At 58.2% G+C, this 21582-nt stretch carries 20 protein-coding genes and 1 pseudogene; 7 read left to right on the plus strand and 14 right to left on the minus strand.

Annotated features, from left to right (window positions below):
- Window positions 1–40: 40 nt before the first annotated feature.
- Window positions 41–985, minus strand: coding sequence for an alpha/beta fold hydrolase (locus QEN43_RS03265; protein ID WP_162144358.1), 945 nt, complete (start codon window positions 983–985; stop codon window positions 41–43).
- Window positions 986–1209: 224 nt separating this feature from the next.
- Here QEN43_RS03265 and QEN43_RS03270 point away from each other — a divergent pair, with 224 nt between their 5' ends.
- Window positions 1210–3288, plus strand: a complete 2079-nt coding sequence (locus QEN43_RS03270) for a thioredoxin domain-containing protein (protein ID WP_036269287.1) — start codon at window positions 1210–1212, stop codon at window positions 3286–3288.
- Window positions 3289–3312: 24 nt separating this feature from the next.
- Window positions 3313–4518 (plus strand): phospholipase D-like domain-containing protein, encoded by a 1206-nt coding sequence (locus QEN43_RS03275; RefSeq protein WP_317963699.1) that lies wholly within the window; start codon window positions 3313–3315, stop codon window positions 4516–4518.
- Window positions 4519–4839: 321 nt separating this feature from the next.
- Here the strand turns inward: QEN43_RS03275 and QEN43_RS03280 are convergent, their stop codons facing one another.
- The 6 genes and pseudogenes from QEN43_RS03280 to phaE form a co-directional block, all read right to left on the minus strand.
- Window positions 4840–5175: an IS110 family transposase gene (locus QEN43_RS03280; RefSeq protein ID WP_026610154.1), complete on the minus strand. Its 336-nt coding sequence runs from the start codon at window positions 5173–5175 to the stop codon at window positions 4840–4842.
- A gap of 12 nt (window positions 5176–5187) precedes the next feature.
- A complete protein-coding gene (locus tag QEN43_RS03285; RefSeq protein WP_156912706.1) occupies window positions 5188–5343 on the minus strand; it encodes a hypothetical protein in 156 nt (51 codons plus the stop codon).
- A 175-nt stretch (window positions 5344–5518) separates the two neighbouring features.
- A pseudogene (locus QEN43_RS21645) lies at window positions 5519–5713 on the minus strand (IS110 family transposase); the annotation flags it as partial.
- 484 nt (window positions 5714–6197) lie between these two features.
- Entirely contained in the window at window positions 6198–6911 is a 714-nt protein-coding gene (locus QEN43_RS03295) for a PEP-CTERM sorting domain-containing protein (protein ID WP_036269288.1), read from the minus strand.
- 263 nt (window positions 6912–7174) lie between these two features.
- Window positions 7175–8230 (minus strand): class III poly(R)-hydroxyalkanoic acid synthase subunit PhaC, encoded by a 1056-nt coding sequence (gene phaC / locus QEN43_RS03300; RefSeq protein ID WP_036269290.1) that lies wholly within the window; start codon window positions 8228–8230, stop codon window positions 7175–7177.
- Window positions 8231–8250: 20 nt separating this feature from the next.
- Window positions 8251–9537: a class III poly(R)-hydroxyalkanoic acid synthase subunit PhaE gene (phaE, locus tag QEN43_RS03305; protein WP_026611954.1), complete on the minus strand. Its 1287-nt coding sequence runs from the start codon at window positions 9535–9537 to the stop codon at window positions 8251–8253.
- 387 nt (window positions 9538–9924) lie between these two features.
- Here phaE and QEN43_RS03310 point away from each other — a divergent pair, with 387 nt between their 5' ends.
- The 4 genes from QEN43_RS03310 (at window position 9925) to phaR (ending at window position 13535) form a co-directional block, all read left to right on the plus strand.
- Window positions 9925–10458: a phasin family protein gene (locus tag QEN43_RS03310; protein WP_026611955.1), complete on the plus strand. Its 534-nt coding sequence runs from the start codon at window positions 9925–9927 to the stop codon at window positions 10456–10458.
- A 132-nt stretch (window positions 10459–10590) separates the two neighbouring features.
- A complete protein-coding gene (locus tag QEN43_RS03315) occupies window positions 10591–11769 on the plus strand; it encodes an acetyl-CoA C-acetyltransferase (protein WP_317963700.1) in 1179 nt (392 codons plus the stop codon).
- Window positions 11770–12266: 497 nt separating this feature from the next.
- A complete protein-coding gene (gene phbB / locus QEN43_RS03320) occupies window positions 12267–13013 on the plus strand; it encodes an acetoacetyl-CoA reductase (protein WP_026611957.1) in 747 nt (248 codons plus the stop codon).
- 15 nt (window positions 13014–13028) lie between these two features.
- The gene (gene phaR, locus QEN43_RS03325; RefSeq protein WP_036269292.1) at window positions 13029–13535 is read left to right on the plus strand and encodes a polyhydroxyalkanoate synthesis repressor PhaR; all 507 of its coding nucleotides are present in this window, start codon (window positions 13029–13031) and stop codon (window positions 13533–13535) included.
- Window positions 13536–14259: 724 nt separating this feature from the next.
- Here the strand turns inward: phaR and QEN43_RS03330 are convergent.
- A protein-coding gene (locus tag QEN43_RS03330; RefSeq protein WP_449814795.1) for an IS630 family transposase occupies window positions 14260–15392 on the minus strand; the annotation gives its coding sequence in 2 pieces (ribosomal slippage) (window positions 14260–14960 and window positions 14960–15392; 1134 coding nt in all).
- 721 nt (window positions 15393–16113) lie between these two features.
- On the opposite strand from QEN43_RS03330, the gene QEN43_RS03335 reads away from it, so the two are divergent.
- Complete coding sequence (locus QEN43_RS03335; RefSeq protein WP_026611959.1) at window positions 16114–16467, plus strand: hypothetical protein; 354 nt, start codon at window positions 16114–16116, stop codon at window positions 16465–16467.
- A gap of 626 nt (window positions 16468–17093) precedes the next feature.
- On the opposite strand, the gene QEN43_RS03340 is transcribed toward QEN43_RS03335, so the two are convergent.
- The 6 genes from QEN43_RS03340 to QEN43_RS03365 all read right to left on the minus strand — a co-directional run bounded on the left by QEN43_RS03340 (window position 17094) and on the right by QEN43_RS03365 (window position 21561).
- Window positions 17094–18230, minus strand: coding sequence for a carboxylate-amine ligase (locus tag QEN43_RS03340; RefSeq protein WP_026611961.1), 1137 nt, complete (start codon window positions 18228–18230; stop codon window positions 17094–17096).
- Window positions 18220–19416 carry a M20 metallopeptidase family protein gene (locus QEN43_RS03345; RefSeq protein ID WP_084162369.1) on the minus strand — a complete coding sequence of 399 codons (1197 nt, stop codon included), beginning with the start codon at window positions 19414–19416 and terminating at the stop codon, window positions 18220–18222. The genes QEN43_RS03340 and QEN43_RS03345 overlap by 11 nt, the downstream gene beginning before the upstream one ends.
- A gap of 498 nt (window positions 19417–19914) precedes the next feature.
- A complete protein-coding gene (locus QEN43_RS03350) occupies window positions 19915–20046 on the minus strand; it encodes a DUF3096 domain-containing protein (protein ID WP_084162371.1) in 132 nt (43 codons plus the stop codon).
- Window positions 20047–20131: 85 nt separating this feature from the next.
- On the minus strand, window positions 20132–20590 hold the full coding sequence (locus tag QEN43_RS03355; protein ID WP_026611963.1) for an AAA family ATPase: 459 nt from the start codon (window positions 20588–20590) through the stop codon (window positions 20132–20134).
- Between the two features lie 152 nt (window positions 20591–20742).
- Window positions 20743–21024: an EF-hand domain-containing protein gene (locus QEN43_RS03360; protein ID WP_036269295.1), complete on the minus strand. Its 282-nt coding sequence runs from the start codon at window positions 21022–21024 to the stop codon at window positions 20743–20745.
- A gap of 183 nt (window positions 21025–21207) precedes the next feature.
- Entirely contained in the window at window positions 21208–21561 is a 354-nt protein-coding gene (locus QEN43_RS03365) for a high-potential iron-sulfur protein (protein ID WP_026611964.1), read from the minus strand.
- Between the last annotated feature and the right edge of the window lie 21 nt (window positions 21562–21582).

A 21582-nucleotide genomic window follows, 5' to 3' on the forward strand; every position in this document is an offset into this window, starting at 1 on the left:
GCGCCAAGCCGATCCCGTTGGGGCCGATTTCTAGCGACCGTCACAGGCCAGCGGCCGCTTGTAGATGCTCGCGGTTCGCGCTGGCCGTCATGGCGTCCACGGCGCGCCAGAACTGCTCCAGTATGGTGTCATTTTCCATCATGATTTCGTGGCGCGCTCCTTTCAGTACCTGCAGTCGGCCGTTCGGCAGGCGTTGTACGAAGCGTTGCGCCGCTTCGGCATCGACGATTTGATCATTGTCGCCGATCAGAATCGTTACCGGCACGTGAATCGACTCCGGAACGCCCGGGGCATTCAGCTTGGCGATCGAGGCAAACGCTGCACGTACCCAGCGATAAGTCGCGCCGCGGCGTTCCAGCTGAGGATTGGATTTGACGAGTTCCGGCAAAATCTTAAATCGCTCCGGATCGCTGGTCAGCTTATTGCCTTCGAATTGTCGAACGGACGGCAGGTGATACCGTTCTCCGGGCACCTGGAAGTCCGCGAACCCCATGCTGGCGATGGCACCGACCAGTATCGGCGCGAACCAGCGCGGCCACCTTCTGGTTTTGAGATCGATCATGGGTGCGCAGAGCAAAGCTCCGTCAACCACGAGGCGCCGCTCTGCCATGAAGCGCAGGGCGACATGTCCGCCGGTGGAATGGGCGATGATGTATCGGCGGCCTTCGGGGCGGCACCACACCTCCCGAATAAACAGAGCTATGTCTTCCAGATAATCGTCGAAGGATTTCACGTCGACTCTTTTCCCGCGTTTCGAGAAACGCTCGGACAGACCCTGGCCATGCCAGTCGAAGGAGTAGACGTAAAGACCCCGGGCGGTGAGTCCCTCGACGATTTCCCGGTACTTCTCCAAACACTCGGCGCGGCCTTGAAGTAGCAGCACTGAGCCCCGTCGAATAGCATTGGCAGGGCGGGCGATGCCGTAACGGATGGTCGCGCCCTCGGCCGTCCTCAGATTCCCGACAAAGTCAAATGGCTCAGGCACAGGAACATCGCCCGACGAGCGTTTTGTCGGTTGGGCAACGAACAAAGGCCGTTTTCGGTGGAAAGGAAATAGTGTGGTTGCCACGATGATTCTTTCGCTCATGCAGTGTCAAAATAAACTTTAAGGTGCCTAGTCTCCATAGGCCCATACGCCGTCCGGTGACAGGCGTCGCCGCGAATGACGATCAACCCGCCGTACCCCGGCGTCATAAAAGGTGCAGTTTCATGGCCTCTATTCACAAGAACCGTCTGAGCTCCGAAACCAGTCCCTATTTGCTGCAGCATGCCGACAATCCGGTCGACTGGTACCCCTGGGGCGACGAGGCGCTCGAAAAAGCCCGCAAAGAAGACAAACCGATCTTGCTGTCCATCGGATACTCGGCCTGCCACTGGTGCCATGTCATGGCCCACGAATCGTTCGAGGACGAGGAGACCGCAGCGGTGATGAACGAACTGTTCGTCAATATCAAGGTGGATCGCGAGGAACGGCCCGATCTGGACAAGATCTATCAGCTAGCGCATCAAATTATCACCCGCCGTCCAGGCGGCTGGCCGCTGACCATGTTTCTCAATCCGCACAATCAGTTACCGTTCTTCGGCGGCACCTATTTCCCGAAAACCGCCCGCTATCAATTGCCGTCCTTCCGTTCCCTGTTGGAACAGGTCGCCGAATACTATCGTCGGCACAAACAAGATCTCGATGATCACAGCAGGTCTTTTACCGCGATCCTACAATCCATTGGACAGCCGGAAGCGTCGGAAGCTCCGGACCCGAGCACTCTGATTCATGCAAAACATGAAATGGAAGCCGCGTTCGACCGTGTCAACGGTGGATTCGGCGATGCGCCGAAGTTTCCTCAACTGTCCAACCTGGAGTTTTTGTTGCATTTATGGCGTCGGAATCCAAGCGAGCATGGCGCGGCCCTCGAAATGGTGACGATGACGCTCACTCGGATGGCGGAAGGCGGGATCTACGATCATATCGGCGGCGGGTTCGCCCGCTACTCGGTGGACGCGAGGTGGGAAATCCCACATTTCGAAAAAATGCTGTACGACAACGCTGTCTTTCTGCCCTTGTATGCCGAAGCCTGGCAGGCAACCGGAGACCCGTTGTTTCGGAAGGTCGCCGAAGAGACGGTGGAGTGGGCCCTACGTGAGATGCAATCGCCGGAAGGCGGTTTTTATTCGAGTCTCGATGCGGATTCCGAAGGGGAAGAGGGCAAGTATTACGTCTGGAACCGAGCGGAAATCGAGAGCTTGCTCTCGCCCGCGGAATACGCCGTCGTTGAGCCCCATTACGGTTTGGATCGAGGCCCCAATTTTGAAGGCCATTGGCACTTGCATGTGGCAAGGCCGCTAGAAGAAGTGGCCGCCGATTTGGGTATCGATGTCGATGAGGCGAAGCGCCGACTGGCATCGGCTCGGGCAACCTTGTTCCAGGCGCGCGAAAAACGGATCCGGCCGGGAAGGGATGACAAGATTCTGACCGCCTGGAACGGGTTGATGATCAAGGGGCTGGCTTTGGCCAGCCGGCTGTTGGATCGCCGAGATTGGACCAAATCGGCAGACCGCGCGTTCGAATTTTTGCGTCGCCAGCTTTGCGTCAACAATGACCGGCTCCTCGCGACCTATAAGGACGGCAGGGCTCGCTTCAACGCTTATTTGGACGATTATGCCTTCGTGCTCGATGCCGGTCTGGAATTGTTGCAATGTGAATGGCGAACGGATCGGCTCGTATGGCTCCTGAAATTGGCAGACCGCCTTCTAGCCCGGTTTGAAGACCACGAACATGGAGGCTTTTTCTTCACGTCCGACGACCACGAGGAGCTGATTCAGCGGCCGAAAACGCTGATGGACGAATCCACGCCTGCAGGCAACGCTATCGCAGCACGGGCGTTGCTGCAGATCGGTCATTTGGTGGGCGAACACCGGTATACCGAGGCCGCGGAACGCACGTTGAAGGCTGCCACTTCGTCGATGCGCCAATATCCCCATGCCCATGGCGCCTTGCTGGACGCGGCACTGGAATGGCTCTATCCGCAGCAATTCATTGTGCTGCGGGGAAACCTCGAAAGTCTTCGGACCTGGACAGCGGCGGTCCGTCGCGCGCCTGCGACCGCAGAGCAGCGTCTGGTATTCGCGATATCCGCCGAGGAAACGGATTTGCCCGGTCTTTTGGCCGAGCGCAAGGTGGAGTCGGGCGAAGTGGCTTATGTATGTTCCGGTATGACGTGTCTCGCACCGATTCGCACCCTGGCGGAATTCGAAGAGTTTCTGCGATCGTCCGGTGAAAATCGAAAGTAGCGGCGTGTTCAAGAAATAAAGGAAATGGGCGTCGGTTCCCGCGTGTTTTCTGCGATCGCTGACTCGCGAGCGGTTTCCGTCGAGCCTAGCCGCTCCACTACCGAAATGGCATCGGTAGTGAAAGAACGGCTTTACGTCCGAGGGGACGAGTTCTTCATCGATCTGGTGCGCGACATCAATGCGGCTGTTCGGGAGGTTTACCTCGAAACCTATATTTTCGAATTGGATCCGGTAGGGCGCGCCGTCATTGCCGCATTGAGCCATGCCCATCAGCGCGGCGTCAAAGTGCGCCTGCTCGTAGACGGCGTGGGATTGCCGCTGGCGGGGGGGCGTTTGCTTGCGGCGCTGGAGGAGGCTGGATTTCCGTTCCGGATATTCCACCCGATTCCGTGGTTTTTCCGCCACTGGCGGCATATGGCCGGCGGGCGGACGGTGTCGGCGCGATTTCTGCAACTGTTGACCCGGATCAACAACCGAAATCACCGGAAGGTGTGCACCATAGACCGAAGAATCGCCTGGATCGGTAGTTTCAATATCTGCGCCATACACCTGCCTACCGCCAACGGCGGGGAAGAGTGGCGGGACACTGCGGTTCGCGTGGAGGGTGTCGACACCCGGCCGCTGGAACAGGCGTTTCGACGTGCCTGGAATCCCTGGCGCTGGCGGTTTTTCGGTCGCCGTCTTCCGATGCGATCGCCGTTCCGCTTGAACGATACCCGGCACCTGCGCCGCGCGCGCGTGCGGGAACTCCTTCGGCGGATCGGCCGAAGCAAGCGGCGAATCTGGATCACCAACGCCTATTTCGTCCCGGACGAACGGCTCTTGCACAAGATCAACCGCGCTGCAAAACGGGGAGTCGACGTTCGCATCATCCTGCCATCGATTTCCGACGTTTTTTTCATGCCATGGACAGCGGCGACGTTCTACAAAAGTCTGCTGGATCACGGAGTAAGAATCTACGAATACCAGCCGGGCGTTTTGCACGCCAAGACCATCATCATCGATGATTGGATGACGGTAGGTTCGAGCAACATGAACTCGCGGAGTCTCCGCCACGACCTGGAAGTCGATTACGTGTTGAGCGGATCCGATACGAAGGCGGCCTTGGTACAGGCATTTCTGAAAGACCTAAAGCAGTCCAAGGAAATTTCATCGTCGGTTTACCCGCACCGGCCTTTATGGCAGCGCTTACTGGCGCATTTGATCCTTTTTGCGAAGTATTGGATTTGACGACCGGGGTGTCAGTGGGAATTGGCGCCTGACGAACTACCGTCGCAGGCCGCAAGTCCTGCGGTTTCCGTATTCAGCATATCCTGCGATTTGTAGGGTGTGCGGTGGGAACCGCACCAATTGAGTCCTCGATCGGTGCTGGTCCTGAGCCCGGACGAAGGGCGGTTCGCTTAGCTCACCACGTCCTACAACCTTGAGACTTAATCAGATCATATAGGGCCGATCAGTCCACCTGTCCCGCCATTTCGCGGCATGCGGCGGGTTACGAGGCCCTGTCCCGAGCGGAGTCGAGGGGCCTGTCCTGAGATTCTATGGTTCATGTCAAGCAGTCATTGCGAGCCGTGAAGGATCGAAGCTGGTGTTGTGGCGATACAGAGAAAACGCGATGCGCGCGATTTTGCGGGCGATCACGACAAGCGCAGCGGTGCTCAAAAGCCCTTTGCCTCGGTAGTACTCATACCAAGGTTTCCAGAGTTTGGATTTGCTGGCGGCGGAAGCGGCGTTGTAAAGCAATCGTCGGAGTTCTCCGGGGCCGCGCTTGGACAAACGCCGACGCCCGATCCGCTGGCCCGAGTCCTGAGGACGGGGATCGAGACCGAGGAAGGCGATGAAGGCATCGCCGTGAGTAAACGATACCCGCTCGAGGAGACTGAGCAAGCCTGCAGCGACCTAAGGGCCGACGCCGACGATGGTCTGCAAGCGCCGGTAAGCGGCTTGACGCTCGGGCTGCCGCGTCATCAAGCGTTTGAGTTCCGCATCGATGCGGGCGATCAGCTGATCCAGGTGTTGCAGAAGGGCGTTCAGGTCTGCCTGAAAATCGGCCACCCCCTGCAGGGTCTACCGGAGCGTTCCCTGAACGGTCACCCACTTGGCACGCCGCTGGATGAGCCGTGTCAGGCGACGCTGCTCGGCAGTTGGGGGGCGTGTAGGGGATCAAGTACGGGTGTTCATGTGCGACAAAACGGGCGATCAAACGGGCATCTACCCGATCGGTCTTACCCCGTTGCCCCATGGCCTTCGCATCATGGCGCATATCCTTGGGATTCAACAGAAACACGGTGAAGCCGTGGGCACGGGCCAGATCGGCGAGCCTTTCGTGATAGCTGCCCGTGGCTTCGAGGCCGAGGCGGCTGCCCGGAGGCAAGGTGTTGAGCCAAGCGAGGAGTGCGTTCTTCTCGTTGGGGAGGGACTTCACCGGCCAGGTGCCTTCAGCACAGGCGACAACGATCTCAGTTTTGGCGACATCGACACCGATGTTCAAAACGGTTGACAGGACAGGTCTCCGATCCGGTACCGTGATAGTGCTGGGTGGACGCGCACGGTCGTCAGCTTGCGTCCAAATCGGCGGTCGTCTCAGGAGCTTGGGGCGCCGCTGGATTCCTCATCGACGATCAATGCGCGGGTGGGAGAAAACTCAGTGAAGTCTGTCCACTCAAGATGGCAGATGCAAGCCGAGGTCTCTCCACCCCAGCTCTTCCCACAGTGTGCAGGAAAAGCCGTTAAAACCATACAAGCATCGTCGAAGGGCTAACCCGCCCTCTCATAGCCCAGTCAAGTACCCAATTCTTGGTTTTAAAGCATTCTCTTTTCCAGCACGAATCCAGGGCCTACATCTTTTACATCCCGCATTTTACATCCCGCACGCCCGCCTCGCCATGTCCCCGGCAAAGAGCGCGGATTCAGAGAACCCTAACCCGCCTGCGAAGATGCAGGTAACCGAAGCCAAGCGGACCGATCATGACCAGGACAAGGGTAGAAGGCTCCGGGACTGCCGCCTGTACCGAGGCCAGGGCGTAACGAAACTGGGCTGTGCGGAAGCCAGCTGGTTTTTCCATGGTCAACACGACCTTGGTGAACACATCACCGTCGGTCGCTGATGCGGCGAAAAGACGAGCTCCCGCATCCTCGTTCACATCGCGGTTAATCGAACCCACAAGGTCGTCCCCATTGTAGAACTCCAGTGTTACGGTGCTTTGAAGTAGCCATACCTCGAGGCCAAAGATGGAGAGGGGTTGGCTGAAGGTAAGGGTGTAAGTTCCGACGGGTGGCATCCGAACGTCCACCAGGATCCGCGGGGTATCGCTCTCGGTGTCCGGCGGACCGCCCCATCTCCCGGGTGCTGTTCCCGCAAGCAGAAAGTGGGAAAAGCTGATCGTGAGATTCCCATCGCTGAGAGAGTCTACCGAAGCAGAATCAGTGTCTGTGATCGAAATCAGGGTCGTGCTGGATATGTATTCGGCCGTCGGCTGGCTGATTGGGACCAGCCCCGCCTGAGCGGTTCCAGACGTCGCGACGAGAAAACTTGCAAGGAGCCCCCAAAAGGCCGTATTCTCATTTTTCTTTTCTCCTGAAGATTCCCCCATATCCACCAAACGATAGACCTCGCTCGCCACCGGGCCAAAGCAGGCCGATCGTTTCGAATGGCGCCGCGGAGGATAGGAACGTATATACGCAAGTCAAGTGCAGCCATTCATGTTGTTCGTTTGGTCCGCGCGGCATCGGCAAATCCTGTCCACCGGGACTGACCTTCCGTGCGTGAGGATTGGGCAGCGCATGCCGCTCTGTGTGTTGATTCAATTACCAGTTTGGAACGTGCGCCCAGCAGTGACAGGGCACTAGACGGCTCCGCGAATGAGTCGCATGGGAACGATGCAGCTCATTTCGACCGTGTCTGTAGCCACTCGGCGATCGCCGTTGGTATCTCCTTCTGCGAGCGGCTGCTAACGTAGATCCCGATGTGGCCGCCTTTGAAAGCTATGGTAGAGTAGTCTTTGCTTCCGATGTATTTTTCCAAAGGGATGGACGCCGACGGCGGCACCAAATGATCTTCGGTAGCATAGATGTTGAGCACCGGCATCTTGATCTGCTTGAGATCGACATTCCGCCCGCCGATTTTCAAGGTTCCTTTGATCAATCGGTTCTGCTGGTAGAAATATTTGATGAACTGCCGGAACATCTCGCCGGGCTGATCCGGGCTGTCGAAAATCCATTTCTCCATGCGCAGGAAATTTTTGAGTCTATCCTCGTCCTCGATGATGTCGGCCATGTCCACGTATTTTTGCCCCGTCAGGCGAAACGGCTTTAAGGACAAGAAGCTCCAGTTGAGCAGTTCGCCCGGAATGTTTCCCAGCGTATCGACCATGAGGTCCACATCGAGATCGCGATACCACTGGCTCAAGGTGTTATCCGGCGTGTGAAAATCAACGGGTGTCACCATCGTGATCAAGTTGCGCACCTTTTCCGGGTGTAAGGCGGCGTAACACAGGCTCAGGGTGCCGCCTTGGCAGATCCCGAGCAGGTTGATGCTGGGCAGATCGTGCCGTTTGCAGACTAAATCCACGCACCGGTGAATATAGCGGTTGACATAGTCATAGAGGTCGAGAAACCGGTCGGCCCCGTCGGGATAACCCCAGTCGATCAGGTAGAGGTCGATACCTTGATCGAGCAAGCCGCGGACGATGGAGCGGTCTTCCTGAAGGTCGGTCATGTAAGGGCGATTGACCAGGGCATAGACGATGAGTAACGGAACGGTGGACACTTGTTCCCGCCGTGGACGATAACGATAAAGAACCAGCTTGTCTTCGCGGAAAACCGGATCTTTGGGACTCGCTTCCACCTCGACACGGCCGATCTTGCTGAGCGTCGCCATGCCATTGGTCAATTTGCGATTGAGTTCAAAAAGCTCTTGAGTGATCTGTTCGGGCCGCAGCATGTACCACTTGCTCCTCGAAGTCAGGTGGATGTCTTGGTCTTCGTTCGGCGTGGAGCGACCGGGGCCGCGCTCTTTTCGCCCGGAACTCGGTGGCGTAGGCTCTCCAGCTCGCGCTTGAGCGCAGCGATTTCGGCGCGGAGTTCAGTCACTCCCGATTCGTCGAGTGTCTGCTCCAGCTGCCACACGCGTCGCTGCAACTGGTGAACTCGTCGGTGGCTGGTATCGAGCTCGCGCCGGGTCGGCATATTGAGCGCGCTGAGGATCTCCTCGACCATCTTCTGTTCCTGGCGCTTTACGGCGAAAACCGAGTTGGTCAGCGCCGATTGCGCCTGAGTGAACTCGTCCGAAGTCGAGATCTGGTTGTAGGCCTCTTCGCTGGCGTCGATCCACAGGTTATAGAGGCCGCGCAGGCTTTCGATGGATTCTCCTTTTTGAGCTTTTTCAGAAAGCGCGTTGGCGAACAAGTCGATTGCTTTTGCAGTCATTCCGGAAAGGGAGAGCGCATAGCCCTGGAGCGCCTGATGATGATCGAGCCATAACAACGCCCAGCGCTGTAGCTCTTCCTGCCATTCGCGGGTATAGCCTATGGTCGGCATGGATAACAGGCCAACCATGCCCTGGTGCAAGGTTTCCGGGCCATAAGGCGAGCCAAAGCCGCGCGCGGCTTTTTCCATGTCGCCCGGCATGATCGAGAACGCCGAACAGACCCGACGCCAGTTATCGAGAGGCATGCCCCAGAACGTGGCAAACCCGGACCAGGGATCTTTGGCGTTCCGGATCTGTTCGCCGAATTGCTCATGCATCTGCCTGATACCCTGACTCAGGGCGTCCCATGGGTTTTCCGTGCCTTGAGCGGCCCCATAGCTGGCCGAAAGAACCTTCCACAATCCCTCTCCCATACGGAAGTAGGCTTTGTTGGCCTCGAGCATTCTTGCCATCAATTCACGAGGTTGCCCTGGAATCAGAGGCGTCCAGAAGCTGCTCCAGAGATCGAGCAGGCGCGACCACAGATCGGCGGGAGCTTTGTCATCGCCCGTCGCCGTCGCTTCGGTTCTCGTTCCGAAAGCTTGCCGCGAAAGCTCGATCCAGTGCTCCCAGTTCTTCCGTTGCGCGGCAAGCCAGAAATCGGCCCAATTGGGCGAGGTGGACGGGGCCTCGCGGCTCTCCGCGCTCGTGTCTTCGGATTTGGTACGGGGTTCGGCACTCGATTTAGGGGAAAAAGCGGACCATGACTCCCAGTACTGGCGTTGGGCGTCCAGCCATAGGCGGGTCCAGGCATCGACTGGAGAGGATGATGTATCAGTCATTTGAATCTCCCATCAGCGGACTTGTTGCAGCATGGCGCCGTATCGGTATTAGACCAGACACATGCTGCGTCGCAGCATTATTAACTCGGGGAAAATCACCTGTTTCACCACGGTCGATGTGAGTATGGAAGGCGGCACTTTCGATGTGGATGAACGATGTCGACCGCTGACACGGAAATGCGCGAAGTTCGCCGTCTAAATTCATCAGACTCGTTATTCTTGGCTGCGGTTCCCGACTTCGGGACCAGTCGTTGTACCATGTCGAGCCTCGCCGGGACTCTAAGTATTCGGGCCTATTGATCGCTCTTTCGGGCTCGGTTATGGTGCAGTGCACCATAAAATCTGCCCGATGTCCAATGTTTTGAGGATTTTCAGAAGGAGGTACTGATGAACACTCGTCAAATCTACGAGCAGTGGTTCGAAATGAACCGGGCGGCCATCGACCCGTTCATGCGCTGGAACGAAATCGCGCTACAAGCTGCGGAACGAGTGGCCGGCACTCGTCAAGTGTACGATCAATGGTTCGAGATCAGCCGAATAGCGGTGGACCCCCTGATGCGCTGGAACGAGATCGCGCTGCAGGCAGCAGAGAGGGTCGCGAAGTACAACCTAGCCGTTGCGCAAGACTGCTTGGAAATGGGAACTCGCCAGATTGAATTGAATTGTGAAACGAGAGATCCGGACAAATGGAAGGATAGCGAGAAGAAATTGATCTCCGATTTCGGTCAGAAGATCGCGGACCGTGGAGCGGATTATTTGAAGCTAGTAAAGGAGACGCAGGACGCGCTCAACGAATGGGCAAGTCAAGCGGCCAAAGAAACCGCGGAGCGAGCGGCGAGAGCGGCCGAAAGCGCGGCGCGTGCCGGAGAGGAGGCGAAAGCCGCGGCCGGTGCCGGCGCACAGCGGGGAGCGAAAGCATGAAGCAACGCTCGGACTGAGCGAAGTTCGCCTGGCCGTAAAGGAATAGGCCGGTCGTCCGCTCCAAAGACGCCGGCCTTTTCGTATTTGAAGCATTTCTCAAGCATTTCAGCATCAACAACAAGAGGTCAATCGATGCAAGACGTGGTAATCGTAGGCGCCGTGCGTACGGCGATCGGCAAGTTCGGCGGCACGCTGGCCAGCCTTCCGGCAGCGCATCTCGGAGCCAAGCTCATCTCAGATCTTCTCGCCAAGACCGGCGTGAAGCCGCAGCACATCGACGAAGTCATCATGGGACAAGTGTTGACCGCCGGTATCGGGCAAAACGGCGCCCGACAAGCGGCACTCAAGGCCAATCTTCCGGTCGAAGTGCCGGCCACCACGGTCAACAAAGTGTGCGGGAGCGGCCTCAAGGCGATCCAACTTGCAGCTCAAGCGATCCGGTTAGGGGAATCAGAAATCGTGATTGCGGGCGGTCAGGAGAACATGAGCGCGGCCCCACACCTGCTGCCGAATTCGCGCAACGGCGTCAAGATGGGAGGTTGGACCCTCGTCGACAGCATGATCGTGGACGGGCTTTGGGACGCCTTCCATGATTGCCACATGGGTTGTACCGCGGAGAACATCGTCGATCGGTACGGTATTTCCCGCGAGGAGCAGGATGCATTCGCAGCGGCCTCCCAACAGAAGGCGGAAGCGGCGCAAAAAGCGGGCAGATTCCGGGACGAGATCGTACCGGTCGAAGTGCCGCAGCCGAAAGGCCCAGCCATCGTGTTCGATACCGACGAGTTTCCACGGCCTGGCACCACGGTGGAAGCGCTGGCGAAACTCAAACCGGCGTTTCGGCCCGACGGTACGGTAACGGCCGGCAATGCGTCCGGCATCAACGACGGTGCTGCTGCGGTCCTGGTGATGTCCGCCTCTGCAGCCGAGCGCTACGGTCTGAAGCCCATGGCGCGCATCGCCGGTTTCGGCAAAGCTGGGGTGGACCCAGCGATCATGGGTATCGGTCCGGTCCAGGCGACACGGCGCTGCCTCGACCGGGTCGGATGGACTATCGACGATCTGGACCTGATCGAGGCGAATGAGGCGTTTGCCGCCCAGGCGATTGCAGTCAGCCGCGATCTCGGCTGGGATACCGAAAAGCTCAACGTTAACGGAGGTGCCATTGCGCTCGGGCATCCGATCGGCGCGTCAGGCGCGAGGATTCTGGTGACCTTGTTGCACGAGATGGTCCGTCGTGACGTACACAAGGGTCTCGCCACGCTGTGTATCGGCGGGGGGCAGGGGATAGCTATCGCCGTTGAGCGTTAGCCGGCGATCGGAGGTTTATCGGGTTTCTGGATTGAACAGCATTTCTACAACGGGAAAAGTTGGACCGGAGTCAGCGGTTTGTCGGAAACGCTAACGTTTTTTAGGCCTGTAACCCTAATAACCGCAATGCCCCATCAACTGCCGCATTCCCTCACCCCAACCCCTCTCCCAGAGGGAGAGGGGCTAATTAAGCTCCCTTCTCCCTTTGGGAGAAGGGTAGGGGATGAGGGGCCAGCGTGCTGTAGGGTGCTTCCAGCTGCGGGGTTTAGGATAACGGCTTCTCCCTATGGAGGGTGTCGAAAAAGTAAGTAGTCCGGGGAAAACAAATCAACCTCGGCAGGCGGCTGAAAACGTCGAGTTTCGTCCCTCAACCCGGCCTACGATCTCGGCTGTTGCGACACCCTTTGCATTGGGAGCGTGAGGGACGATCAGACGTTCCCGGCGTAACGCGAGTTCCGGTCCGGCCAGACCTTATACCCAGCACGGAGGATTTTCTCATGAATGGACGAGTGGCCGTCGTAACCGGGGGTACCGGAACTATCGGCAATGAGATCTGCAAGCATCTCGCGGCGATGTCATGTCGCGTGATTGCCCTATGCCGTCCGCGGGCGGTAGACTGTCGCACCGCGGAATGGATGGAGGCGCGCAAGAATGAGGGTTACGACATGGAAGCGCTGGAGTGCGACGTCACGGATTTCGGGCATACCAGCACCGTGTTCGGAGACATCGCGCGCAGGTACGGCGGGGTGGATATCCTCGTCAACGCCGCCGGGATTACGAGCGATGCGACCTTGCGCAAGATGACCGTCGAGCAGTGGCAGTCGGTAGTCCGCACTAATCTCGATGGCGTTTTCAATGCCACGCGCTGCGTCATTGAGGGCATGCTCGATCGCGGTTTCGGCCGCGTCATCAATATTTCGTCAGTGAACGGACAAAAAGGCCAGTTCGGCCAGGCGAATTATGCCGCCAGCAAGGCCGGAATCCATGGATTCACGATGTCCGTCGCGCGCGAGGTAGCGAAAAAGGGCGTTACCGTGAACACGGTCTCGCCAGGCTATATCGAATCGCCCATGATCATGGCCGTCCCGGAGGAGCATAGGGCCAAGATTCTGGCCGAGATTCCGGTCGGACGATTCGGTCGGCCATCGGAGGTTGCTCGGGTGGTCGCTTTCCTGGCGGACGAAGAGTCCGGATTTATCACCGGTGCGGATATCTCGATCAACGGTGGGCAACATATGGGGTGAACCGAACCCCGGTGTATGAGCAACGAAAACAACGAACGCATCATCAAGAAATATCCCAATCGACGCCTTTACGATACGGCAATCAGCAAATACGTCACGTTCGGTGACATTCGGCGGTTGGTAAGAGAGGCGATCAAGTTCCGGGTGGTGGATGCCAAGACCGACGAGGACATCACCCGGAGCGTTCTCTTGCAGCTGATCTTGGAGGAGGAAGAAAAAGGCCAGCCGATTTTCACCACCGAGATTTTGGAACAGATCATCCGCACATACGGCAATGCGATGCAGGGCTTCATGACGGCTTATCTCAAGGAAAGCATGGACGTTTTTCTGACGCAGCAAAAACTCATGCAGGCCCAGATGACGAATCTGATCAAGCATGCGCCTTTGTCCGTATTCACCGAGCTGACCCAGCAGAACTTGAAGCTTTGGCAAACCATGCAGCAGCGCTTTTTTTCGGCTTATGGGCGAGACGGCGAGGGTACGGCGAGCGACGAAGAAGGCGAAAAAACACCTTCTTCCTAGTCTTCGTCAGAAACACCGCAGCTTCGCGGGAGCGTTTCATTCCCCTGTCTCGTTTGTCCTTCATGATCCACACGGGCTACGCTGGCTGACAAATTCCTGCTCATACGCCTCTCACCCCACGCGGAAGTAATGAGGCGCATGCTTCGCGCTCGGTGGTTTTCCATCCAGGGATCTATAAACTCCTATTGCCGCAGCGGGGGGTTAATGGTGTACGAAGCGCCTGACCTGGCGGCAGGAGAAATACGGCGATGCGCATGAAGCCATTTCGACCGGGCCGACTTCGCGACCGTTCGACTTGGTCGCGGTCGGGCATCCCCCTCATCGTCCATTGAGGCCCGGAATGGCCGTCCGCTAATGCGCGATAAGATCAATACAAATCTCGCGCCAAGTATGAATTGGACGAGATCTCAACGGCTTACGCAAATCGAAGCCGTTTCCGATAGCCGTCGGTGATGTTATACCGCTCAGTGTGCTGTGGGATAAGGCACACATGGTGTGCGACAAAATGTCCCATTGAATCAAATATTTAAGCTGTCTAATCTGTTCTGGTCTCGTGGGGTCCTCGGGTTCTTCCTCCACTCGAACCACGGGGTACGTGAGATCTCCTCGGTCTATCGGGATGCCGTTGATAGGGCATCCCTTTTTTCTTTTGAGACCTGGGCGGCGAAGAGTTGGCGTGGTTGGCGCGTTTCAGTGGTTCTGGTCTTCCCGGCCTAGTGCTCCGTCACCCGTCAAACGTGGGGTAAAGCTTACGGAGTTTGATCCGCGCGTCGGCCGTGGTGAATTGCCAGTTGGCTTTCACTTGGGTTTGGTTACGGCGCTGCGCCCAGGCGGCGACATGCCGGACCCGGTCGGCCCGTTCGCCGATCCGCTCCGGCAGATCGCGGGCCAAAGCGCTGAGTTCAATTTCCACCATGTCCAGCCAGCTCCCGTGCTTCGGCGTGTGGTGAATCTCCAGCCGCTCGGCGAGCCGTCGAGCCTCCTCCGGCGCAAAAGCTTCATAGAGGCGCGCCGTCGAATGGGTGTTTAGCTGATCCATCACCAACACGATTTTATCTGCCTCCCGATAGCGCCCCTCCAGCAGGGTTCGCACAACCTGGGCAAAGTCCTGACGGGTCCGGCCATCGGTGACCTGAACGTCACGCCACCCGGCCAGCGGCTCGAAGGCCAAGAACACACTCGCCACCCCGTTCCGCACATAGACGCTGTCATAACGTGCCACCCGCCCCGGCTCCCTCGGCAGCGGTTCTCGGACCTCGCCGATCAGCTGGATAAAGGTCTCGTCCAAACAGACGACCGGCCGTTCGCTCCGGTACGGCCGCTGATAAACTTCTAGGACATCCTCCATGGCCGCAACAAACTCGGCCGAGGCTTTCGGCGGAATGACCCACCGCTTGCAGAGGTGCGGTTTGAGTTCGTTTTTTTCAGCACGCGCCGGACCGTTTCGTACGAGACGGTCTCAGCCATTTCCAGCTCGACCAGACGCTCAGCCAAGAGCCGCAAGGTCCAGCGCGACTTGCCCTCCGGCGGCGGCGAACAAGCCAGCGCGATCAGCCGGGCTTCCTGGGCACCATCCAGCCGCCGGGGATACACGCGTTCGCTCGGCTTGGGCACCAAGGCCGCCGGCAGACCTTGTTCCACGAACCGCTGCCGCACCCGTTCCACCGTACGAACGTGGACGTTTAACGCCCGAGCAATTTCGTCATCGGTGCGGCAAGGCCCGCCCTCGGCTTCATCGGCCTGTAACAAAATCCGGGCATGGGCCAGTTTTCGCGCTTCGCTCTTGCCCTTGTTGACCAACCCTTCCAGTTCGCGCCGCTCCTCACAGGTCAGCGTCACCCGATATTTTTTCGCCATCTTCGTCTCCTAACCAAGGATCCGGCCAGAAGCGCCGGACCGTCATTCCTTGGACTCGGCAATCGACGATTGATGCAAGTACTAGAGGGAAAAGCCCCTTTCTCATGTCATAGTCGGCCGTATGGAGGTTGCTCGCGTTGAGTAGGCGTCATTGTCGCGATGCGTGCGGATCACAGAAGCCGACGGACCGTGGTAACGAGATATCTCCCGCCTAGATCTTTTCACCGGTGAAGCCAGTGTAGCCTGGATGGAGTTTTGCGAAATCTGGGATGTTCGGTGCTTCGAACTCCCCGGATTTCACTGCATAAAATACGGGCTACTGGCTTCGGCTGGTTCGGGATGAATCGGCGCGAGTCTCTCGCCAATGCGTTAGACGGACCAATCCAAAATACCAGTAACCGCCGCAGGGGAGCACGCCTTTCCAGCGGAATGTGCGCCGTGAGGTTCATGCCGTCAAACCCCGCATGTGCCACAGTCATTTGCCGCTGTATGGCGGCACCACCGGCCGGCTGCAACGCGGGATTGAATGAAGTTCAGCATCGTCCAACGGTTTTCCGCGCTCCTGGAATGTAGTGGTGTCCCTTGTTCCGCGCGGCTTTTCCGCCGGTTGTGCCGCCGCGCTCTCGTCCACTTGGTTTGTCGCCTGCGAGTTGGCTCGATTCTTTCATCGCTTAGGGCGCACATTGCTTTTCAACGTTTCATTCCACGGAGGACTCCAACTATGTTGATGGGTGCACTCGCTGTTTTTACCCTGGTAGCGGCCATGGGCTTGATGATGATTCGGGACGTCTGGCGCGGGCAACGTGTGGGGGCGGCTTACGCGCTGGTCCATGCTGCTGCCGCGCTGCTGGGTTCCGCTTTGGTGATTGCCGCCGCCTTGGATGGTGATACGCGGTTGTACGCCAATATCGGCATGGCCGTCGTCATTATCCTTTTAGGGCTGGCGATGGGTTTTGCAGTCAAGAAAGGGAAAACGGCGCCCAGGTTGGTACTGATGGCCCATGCGGTTTTGGCTGTTGCCTGCTATGGGCTCTTGGGTTTTTTCGCGTTGAACCCGGACGCGGTTTTGATGTAGACCTTGCTCATCCTACCTAAATCCCTTCTCGCATTGGGGGAAGGGAGTTAGCACTGGGTAAGGCGGGTTAGGCCGATAGGGCCGAAACCCGCCGGACACCTCGAAAAAGCTGGCTATGCGGAGCCGAGGGGCTAACCCGCCCCAATTCTTGGCGACCTCTTTGCTCGCGACGGGGGTTAATTCCTCGTGTCGTCGGGGCGGCATTTTTTGGTGTCGCCTGACCCTTAGAGTCTATCCAAATGGGCTTAAGAAACCCTTCGATAAGCCTGGCCTGGGTTCACCCGAAAGGCTCAGGGCAACGGCCTATTGGGATAGACTCTTAGGTCTGGAGCAGGAGGCGGCGGTGGATTATTTTCCGGATCAAGTTTTTCGCAAAAAAAGCACCGCTTTTGGCGGCGCGGTACAACCCAGTGAGGTGTAATAGCTGGCGCGGACGGACGATAGCCGTGGAGGAAGAGGGGGCCCGAGGTTCAGTGCCCGTCCGACGCTGTTCTTATTAAAGCAACAAAAATGCCATCCTCGAATCCAGCATCTACGCGTCACTCGCCGCGGCTATTTTGGGCGATGCGCGAAAAGGCTGCGTCCATTCGGGCATTTCACCCTCGTTGGTACTTTAGCCGGCAGGCTCAGGATATGAGCAATTCCTCGTCCAGTTCGGCGACCAGGCGGGCCGCAACCTCTCGCAATGATTTCGTTTCGGTGAAGACCGCTCGCTGACGGAGGTAACTCTGCGCGGTGTCGAGCCAGGTTTCGAGCTGATCGAGCCAGTGCTTGGTCCCTAGCTCTTCGGCGGTTTCTGCCAAGCCGGCTAAAAGCTCGCGTGCCAGGGCTTTGATCGGTCGGACGTGACCGGTTTCATCGACGATGATTTGCGCTTCCACGCCATGATGAGAGGCCCGAAAACAGTTTTCCTTTTGCGCCCACCATTGCTGCAGAATTGTGGGCTGTGCTGGTATTTCGCGCTGCCAGCACCGGAGCAGATAAACTTGCAGCGTCTGGACCAACGCAGCGAGCATGAATGTTTCGCGCAGGGTCGGCTGGACGTCCATGACCCGGACCTCGAGCGTACCGAAGCGAGGGTTCGGTCGGATATCCCAGTGGATGTCCCGTACTACATGAGCGGCGCCAGCCGCGCGCAGGTTATCGAAGCACCTGGCGAATTCGCGCCAAGAGGCGAAGCTCGGCGGCAGTCCATAGTCGCGCATTGCCGCGAGGATGCGCTGACGGAACGATGCGAAGCCGGTGTCCTGGCCCTGCCAGAACGGCGAACTGGCCGAGAGTGCCAGTAGAATGGGCAGGAACGGCTTCAGCAGACTCATAACCCCTACCGCGGCATCGCCCGACGGCATGCCGACATGGACGTGGAGGGCATAGGTTTTCAGCGTATGAGATAGGTAAACCATACGCTGTTCTATCTCGACATAATGGGGCAAGGGCGTTATTGCGGCCGGATGTAGCGAGAAGGGATGCGTACCGGCGCCGCAAAGTGCAAGATTCAATCGCTCGCAGTGACGTTTCAGCTCACTGACCAGGTTGGTAACATCCGAGCGAAGTTGATCGATAGTGGTGCAAACGCTGGAATTGATTTCTACCGTGCACTGGGTGAATTCCGGCTTGATGCGCGGTTCTTCGGAAAAGCTCTGCAGCAGGGGAAGAATCCCGTCGACCAGGTCGAGCGTGTCCGAATCGAGCAATTGAAACTCGATCTCGATTCCAACCGTAGGATATTCCGAACCGGCGAATTCTAGCTCGTCACCCTGCATATGCTTCGATGGCGTCGCGCGCCACCTGATCGAAGAAAGCCGCCCCGACTTTCATCGCTTCCTCGTCGAAGTCGAAGGCGGGACTATGCAAGGGAATATGTTCCCACCCGTCTCGGAGTGCGCCCAGTCTCACGTAGCAGCCCGGGATCTCCTGGAGATAGTAGGAGAAGTCTTCAGAGCCCATGCTGGGATATTCCATGGTCACGAGACCCTTTTCACCGACCACCTTCGCCGCCGCGCGCCGGGCAATTTCCGCTTCGGTGACGGTGTTCACCACGGGCGGATAGCCCTCGTTGATGATCACTTCGATCCGTGCGCCGTGGAGGTCCCCAATACCCTTGGCCATACGTTCGATACCTCCGATGAGCCGTTTTCGCACGTCCGGCAGGGTGGTGCGCATCGTGCCGCGCAGCGTCGCGGTTTCGGCGATGACGTTGGGGGCGCTGCCGGCGCTGATCTGACCGATGGTGATCACTGACGGATAAACGGGGTTGACTTCCCTGGAGACCAGTGTCTGTATGGCCACGATCAGGAGACTCGAGACCACGACCGCATCCACGGCTTCGTGGGGTCTCGCCCCGTGGCCACCGCGTCCCTGGACCTGGATAAGGAAGCCATCCGACTGGGCGGTAATTACGCCGGGAGTGACCATGATTTCCCCGACCCGGTAATGCCCCGTCAGATGCCCGCCGAAGATGGCTTTGACGCCTGAAAGGGCTCCCGAGCGCAGAATGACCCTTGAGCCGCCGCCGCGCTCCTCGGCCGGCTGGAAAACCAACAGGACGTTACCAGGGGGCGGATTGGACTTGAGCAGGGCCGCCGCCCCGAGCACCATGGCCATGTGCCCGTCGTGTCCGCAGGCGTGCATCTTGCCCGGATTCACGGAAGCGAAAGGCAGGCCGGTGCTCTCGAAGCCCGGCAAACCGTCCATTTCAGCCCGTAAGGCCACGGTGACACCGTCCGGCTTGCCCGTAATCCGGGCCACGATGCCGCCGCCGATGCCGCCGTATTCATACGGAATGCCGAGCCGATCGAGTTCCTCCATGATCACGCGAGCCGTTTGAACTTCCTCGAAGGCCAATTCGGGATAGCGGTGCAGCGTTCGGCGCAGTTCCACCATGCGGGGATAGATCCGCTCGACATCGGCACGCGAAGCTACGGAGGATTGGGCATTCGGTCGTTTCATCGTCAGGCGGAAAGATGGATTTAGCCGGTCTCACCATGAGGAAGGCGGGGCGGTCCCACAAAATCGTGCTGCTTCCAGCGGTAGGGTTCCGGCCTTTTGCCTGGGACCCCCTTGCTTGACCACCTGCCAGGACGGTGTCCGTTGTCGTACGGGCAAGCCCCGGCCGGTGGTTCTTGTCTTCGGTTCGGGATGTTCAAGCCTCAGCCTTCCATAGACTACGATGGTGGGGCGAGGAGATAGTTCCGCCTGCAGAGCCTTGTGACTGCTTCGAAGCCGTTCGGCCGGAGCCCTTCGACTCGGCTGAAGACGGGCATGCCGAAGTACCGAATCAGAGCTTCCTCAACCCATAGCTTCCGTGATTGAGAGGGCGCTATCGCGAGACAAAGCCAACCAGCATAGGCTGTAAATCGATCTGATGCTGACTTGACCGGACGGGTACCGACAGTCCTGATCGTTCGGGCGGTCGCCCGGCCCAAAGCGGGCATCTCCGAACTGGGATCATCGGTGCATCAGTCCCAATATGCCGATGACGATCAAATAGATCGCTACGAGATAATTCAATAATCTCGGCATAAGCAAGATCAATATACCAATGACCAGCGCGAGAACAGGCTGGAAGGGTACGTACATGAATCCTCCTGAATTTCTTATCTAACGTGATTGAGTCTAGTTGCTGGTCCTAGGTCAGGCAATGTGGAAGGTCCCCGTTCGCAGCCTATTTCGGCGGCTTACCCTCGCGTGGGATCGGTGCTATCTGAAATTCGCCGCCGCTGCTCCTCACCTCGAACAAGGCATCGAACCCTTCCTCCCAGGCTGGCGATTGCCAGCGCCGAAACGCGCTTCGGATGGCTTTTTCCGGCACCCTGCGGCGTACGTTCCGCAAAGCATTCCGAACCAGAGCCTCCTCCAGCTCGACTCGGAAGGCGTAACCGACGACGCGAAACCCGGCGCGTTTGGCGGGCGGAATATAACGGGCGCGGTCTTCTCGAGTCAGATTGGTATTTTCCACCACATAAGGCTGCTTCGCGCCCAGACAGGCGGCAATCAGCAGCCTTTCCCGATGCCGGGTGCGCAGCATGTCGAGGTTGATCCGGATATGCGTGTCGACGAAATACGCTTTAAAAAACGTCGACTTTCCGGCGGCTTGAATCCCCATAAACACGACGGTTTCCATGGCCGGCCGCGAATACGGAACGGTGAGGCGAGTCAACGATTTGAGCGATACGACATGGGACCCATTCCGGAAGGTCTCAAGCCCCTCCGACCTGGCAAGGCGAGCACGGACTCGCGAGACCGGCTCTGGACAGCAGCCTACGGGAGGGTAACCTAGGGTGTCAAAATGGCGGTATCGGTTGGGTCTGGCGCTAGGAGTTTAAGGTCCTCGTATTCCTCGGGACTGAGCTTCCCGTCACTGTTCTGATCCAGCGTCATGAAGTACACCGGCAAACCGGAAACCGCCTTGGACTCACGCGCTGAAATGTATCCGTCCTTGTCCTTGTCGACCTCGGAAAAAGGCGGGGGATATGCAGGGTCCGCCGCTTGCAGTGGCAGGACGCTGAAACTTGTGGCTAATGCTGGCAGTAGGCGGAAAATCGGGTTCGTTTTCATTGCGTCTCCTTACTCTATTGATCGGGCACCTAACCGAATCCGAGCGCAGCATCCCTGGATAGAGCGCGAACGGGATGAATCCGGTCAGCGTTACGCATCAGCGGTGGGGGTGGCGAAGCGCCTCCGAAGCTAGCCAGCACAGGTACGGGGCTTCCGCACCTGTGCTGACTCACTGGGCCGGTTTTAGCCCGCCTTCAGCCAAGAACTGCACCAGCCGTTAACGGATACGAGCTTGCCGCCGAAGATGCTGCACGGGCGCCATTCACCTTCTCCAGCCTGGAGAAACTTGCAATTGTGACAGAACTGCTGTTCACCCGGCGTGCCCTCTCGTGGCGGCCGCTTGGCCTTGCTCGCATCTTCCACGTAATGGAGCGATTTGGCCATCGGATCGTTCGGCGAAAGTTTTTGCCCTTCCGCTGGGGATGTTTCCTGAGCCTGCCCCCGTCGCATGAGTCCGCTGAGGGAAACGGTTATCACCGTAAGCAGCGCGGTTTTGATGGCTTGGCGGCGGCTGGGAACGAACCTTGAGTCTGACATGGCACCCTCCTTAGAACCAAG

This window comes from Methylocaldum szegediense (assembly GCF_949769195.1).
Classification (GTDB): Bacteria; Pseudomonadota; Gammaproteobacteria; order Methylococcales; family Methylococcaceae; genus Methylocaldum; species Methylocaldum szegediense.

Coding starts and splice junctions, on each gene's coding strand:
- phaE (WP_026611954.1), bottom strand. CDS start 9,537: ATGACTGATACATCATCCTCTCCAGTCGATGCCTGGACCCGCCTATGG.
- phbB (WP_026611957.1), top strand. CDS start 12,267: ATGAATGGACGAGTGGCCGTCGTAACCGGGGGTACCGGAACTATCGGC.
- QEN43_RS03275 (WP_317963699.1), top strand. CDS start 3,313: ATGGGCGTCGGTTCCCGCGTGTTTTCTGCGATCGCTGACTCGCGAGCG.
- phaC (WP_036269290.1), bottom strand. CDS start 8,230: ATGCTGCGGCCCGAACAGATCACTCAAGAGCTTTTTGAACTCAATCGC.
- QEN43_RS03350 (WP_084162371.1), bottom strand. CDS start 20,046: ATGTACGTACCCTTCCAGCCTGTTCTCGCGCTGGTCATTGGTATATTG.
- QEN43_RS03365 (WP_026611964.1), bottom strand. CDS start 21,561: ATGTCAGACTCAAGGTTCGTTCCCAGCCGCCGCCAAGCCATCAAAACC.
- QEN43_RS03315 (WP_317963700.1), top strand. CDS start 10,591: ATGCAAGACGTGGTAATCGTAGGCGCCGTGCGTACGGCGATCGGCAAG.
- phaR (WP_036269292.1), top strand. CDS start 13,029: ATGAGCAACGAAAACAACGAACGCATCATCAAGAAATATCCCAATCGA.
- QEN43_RS03360 (WP_036269295.1), bottom strand. CDS start 21,024: ATGAAAACGAACCCGATTTTCCGCCTACTGCCAGCATTAGCCACAAGT.
- QEN43_RS03310 (WP_026611955.1), top strand. CDS start 9,925: ATGAACACTCGTCAAATCTACGAGCAGTGGTTCGAAATGAACCGGGCG.
- QEN43_RS03335 (WP_026611959.1), top strand. CDS start 16,114: ATGTTGATGGGTGCACTCGCTGTTTTTACCCTGGTAGCGGCCATGGGC.
- QEN43_RS03340 (WP_026611961.1), bottom strand. CDS start 18,230: ATGCAGGGTGACGAGCTAGAATTCGCCGGTTCGGAATATCCTACGGTT.
- QEN43_RS03345 (WP_084162369.1), bottom strand. CDS start 19,416: ATGAAACGACCGAATGCCCAATCCTCCGTAGCTTCGCGTGCCGATGTC.
- QEN43_RS03355 (WP_026611963.1), bottom strand. CDS start 20,590: ATGGAAACCGTCGTGTTTATGGGGATTCAAGCCGCCGGAAAGTCGACG.
- QEN43_RS03270 (WP_036269287.1), top strand. CDS start 1,210: ATGGCCTCTATTCACAAGAACCGTCTGAGCTCCGAAACCAGTCCCTAT.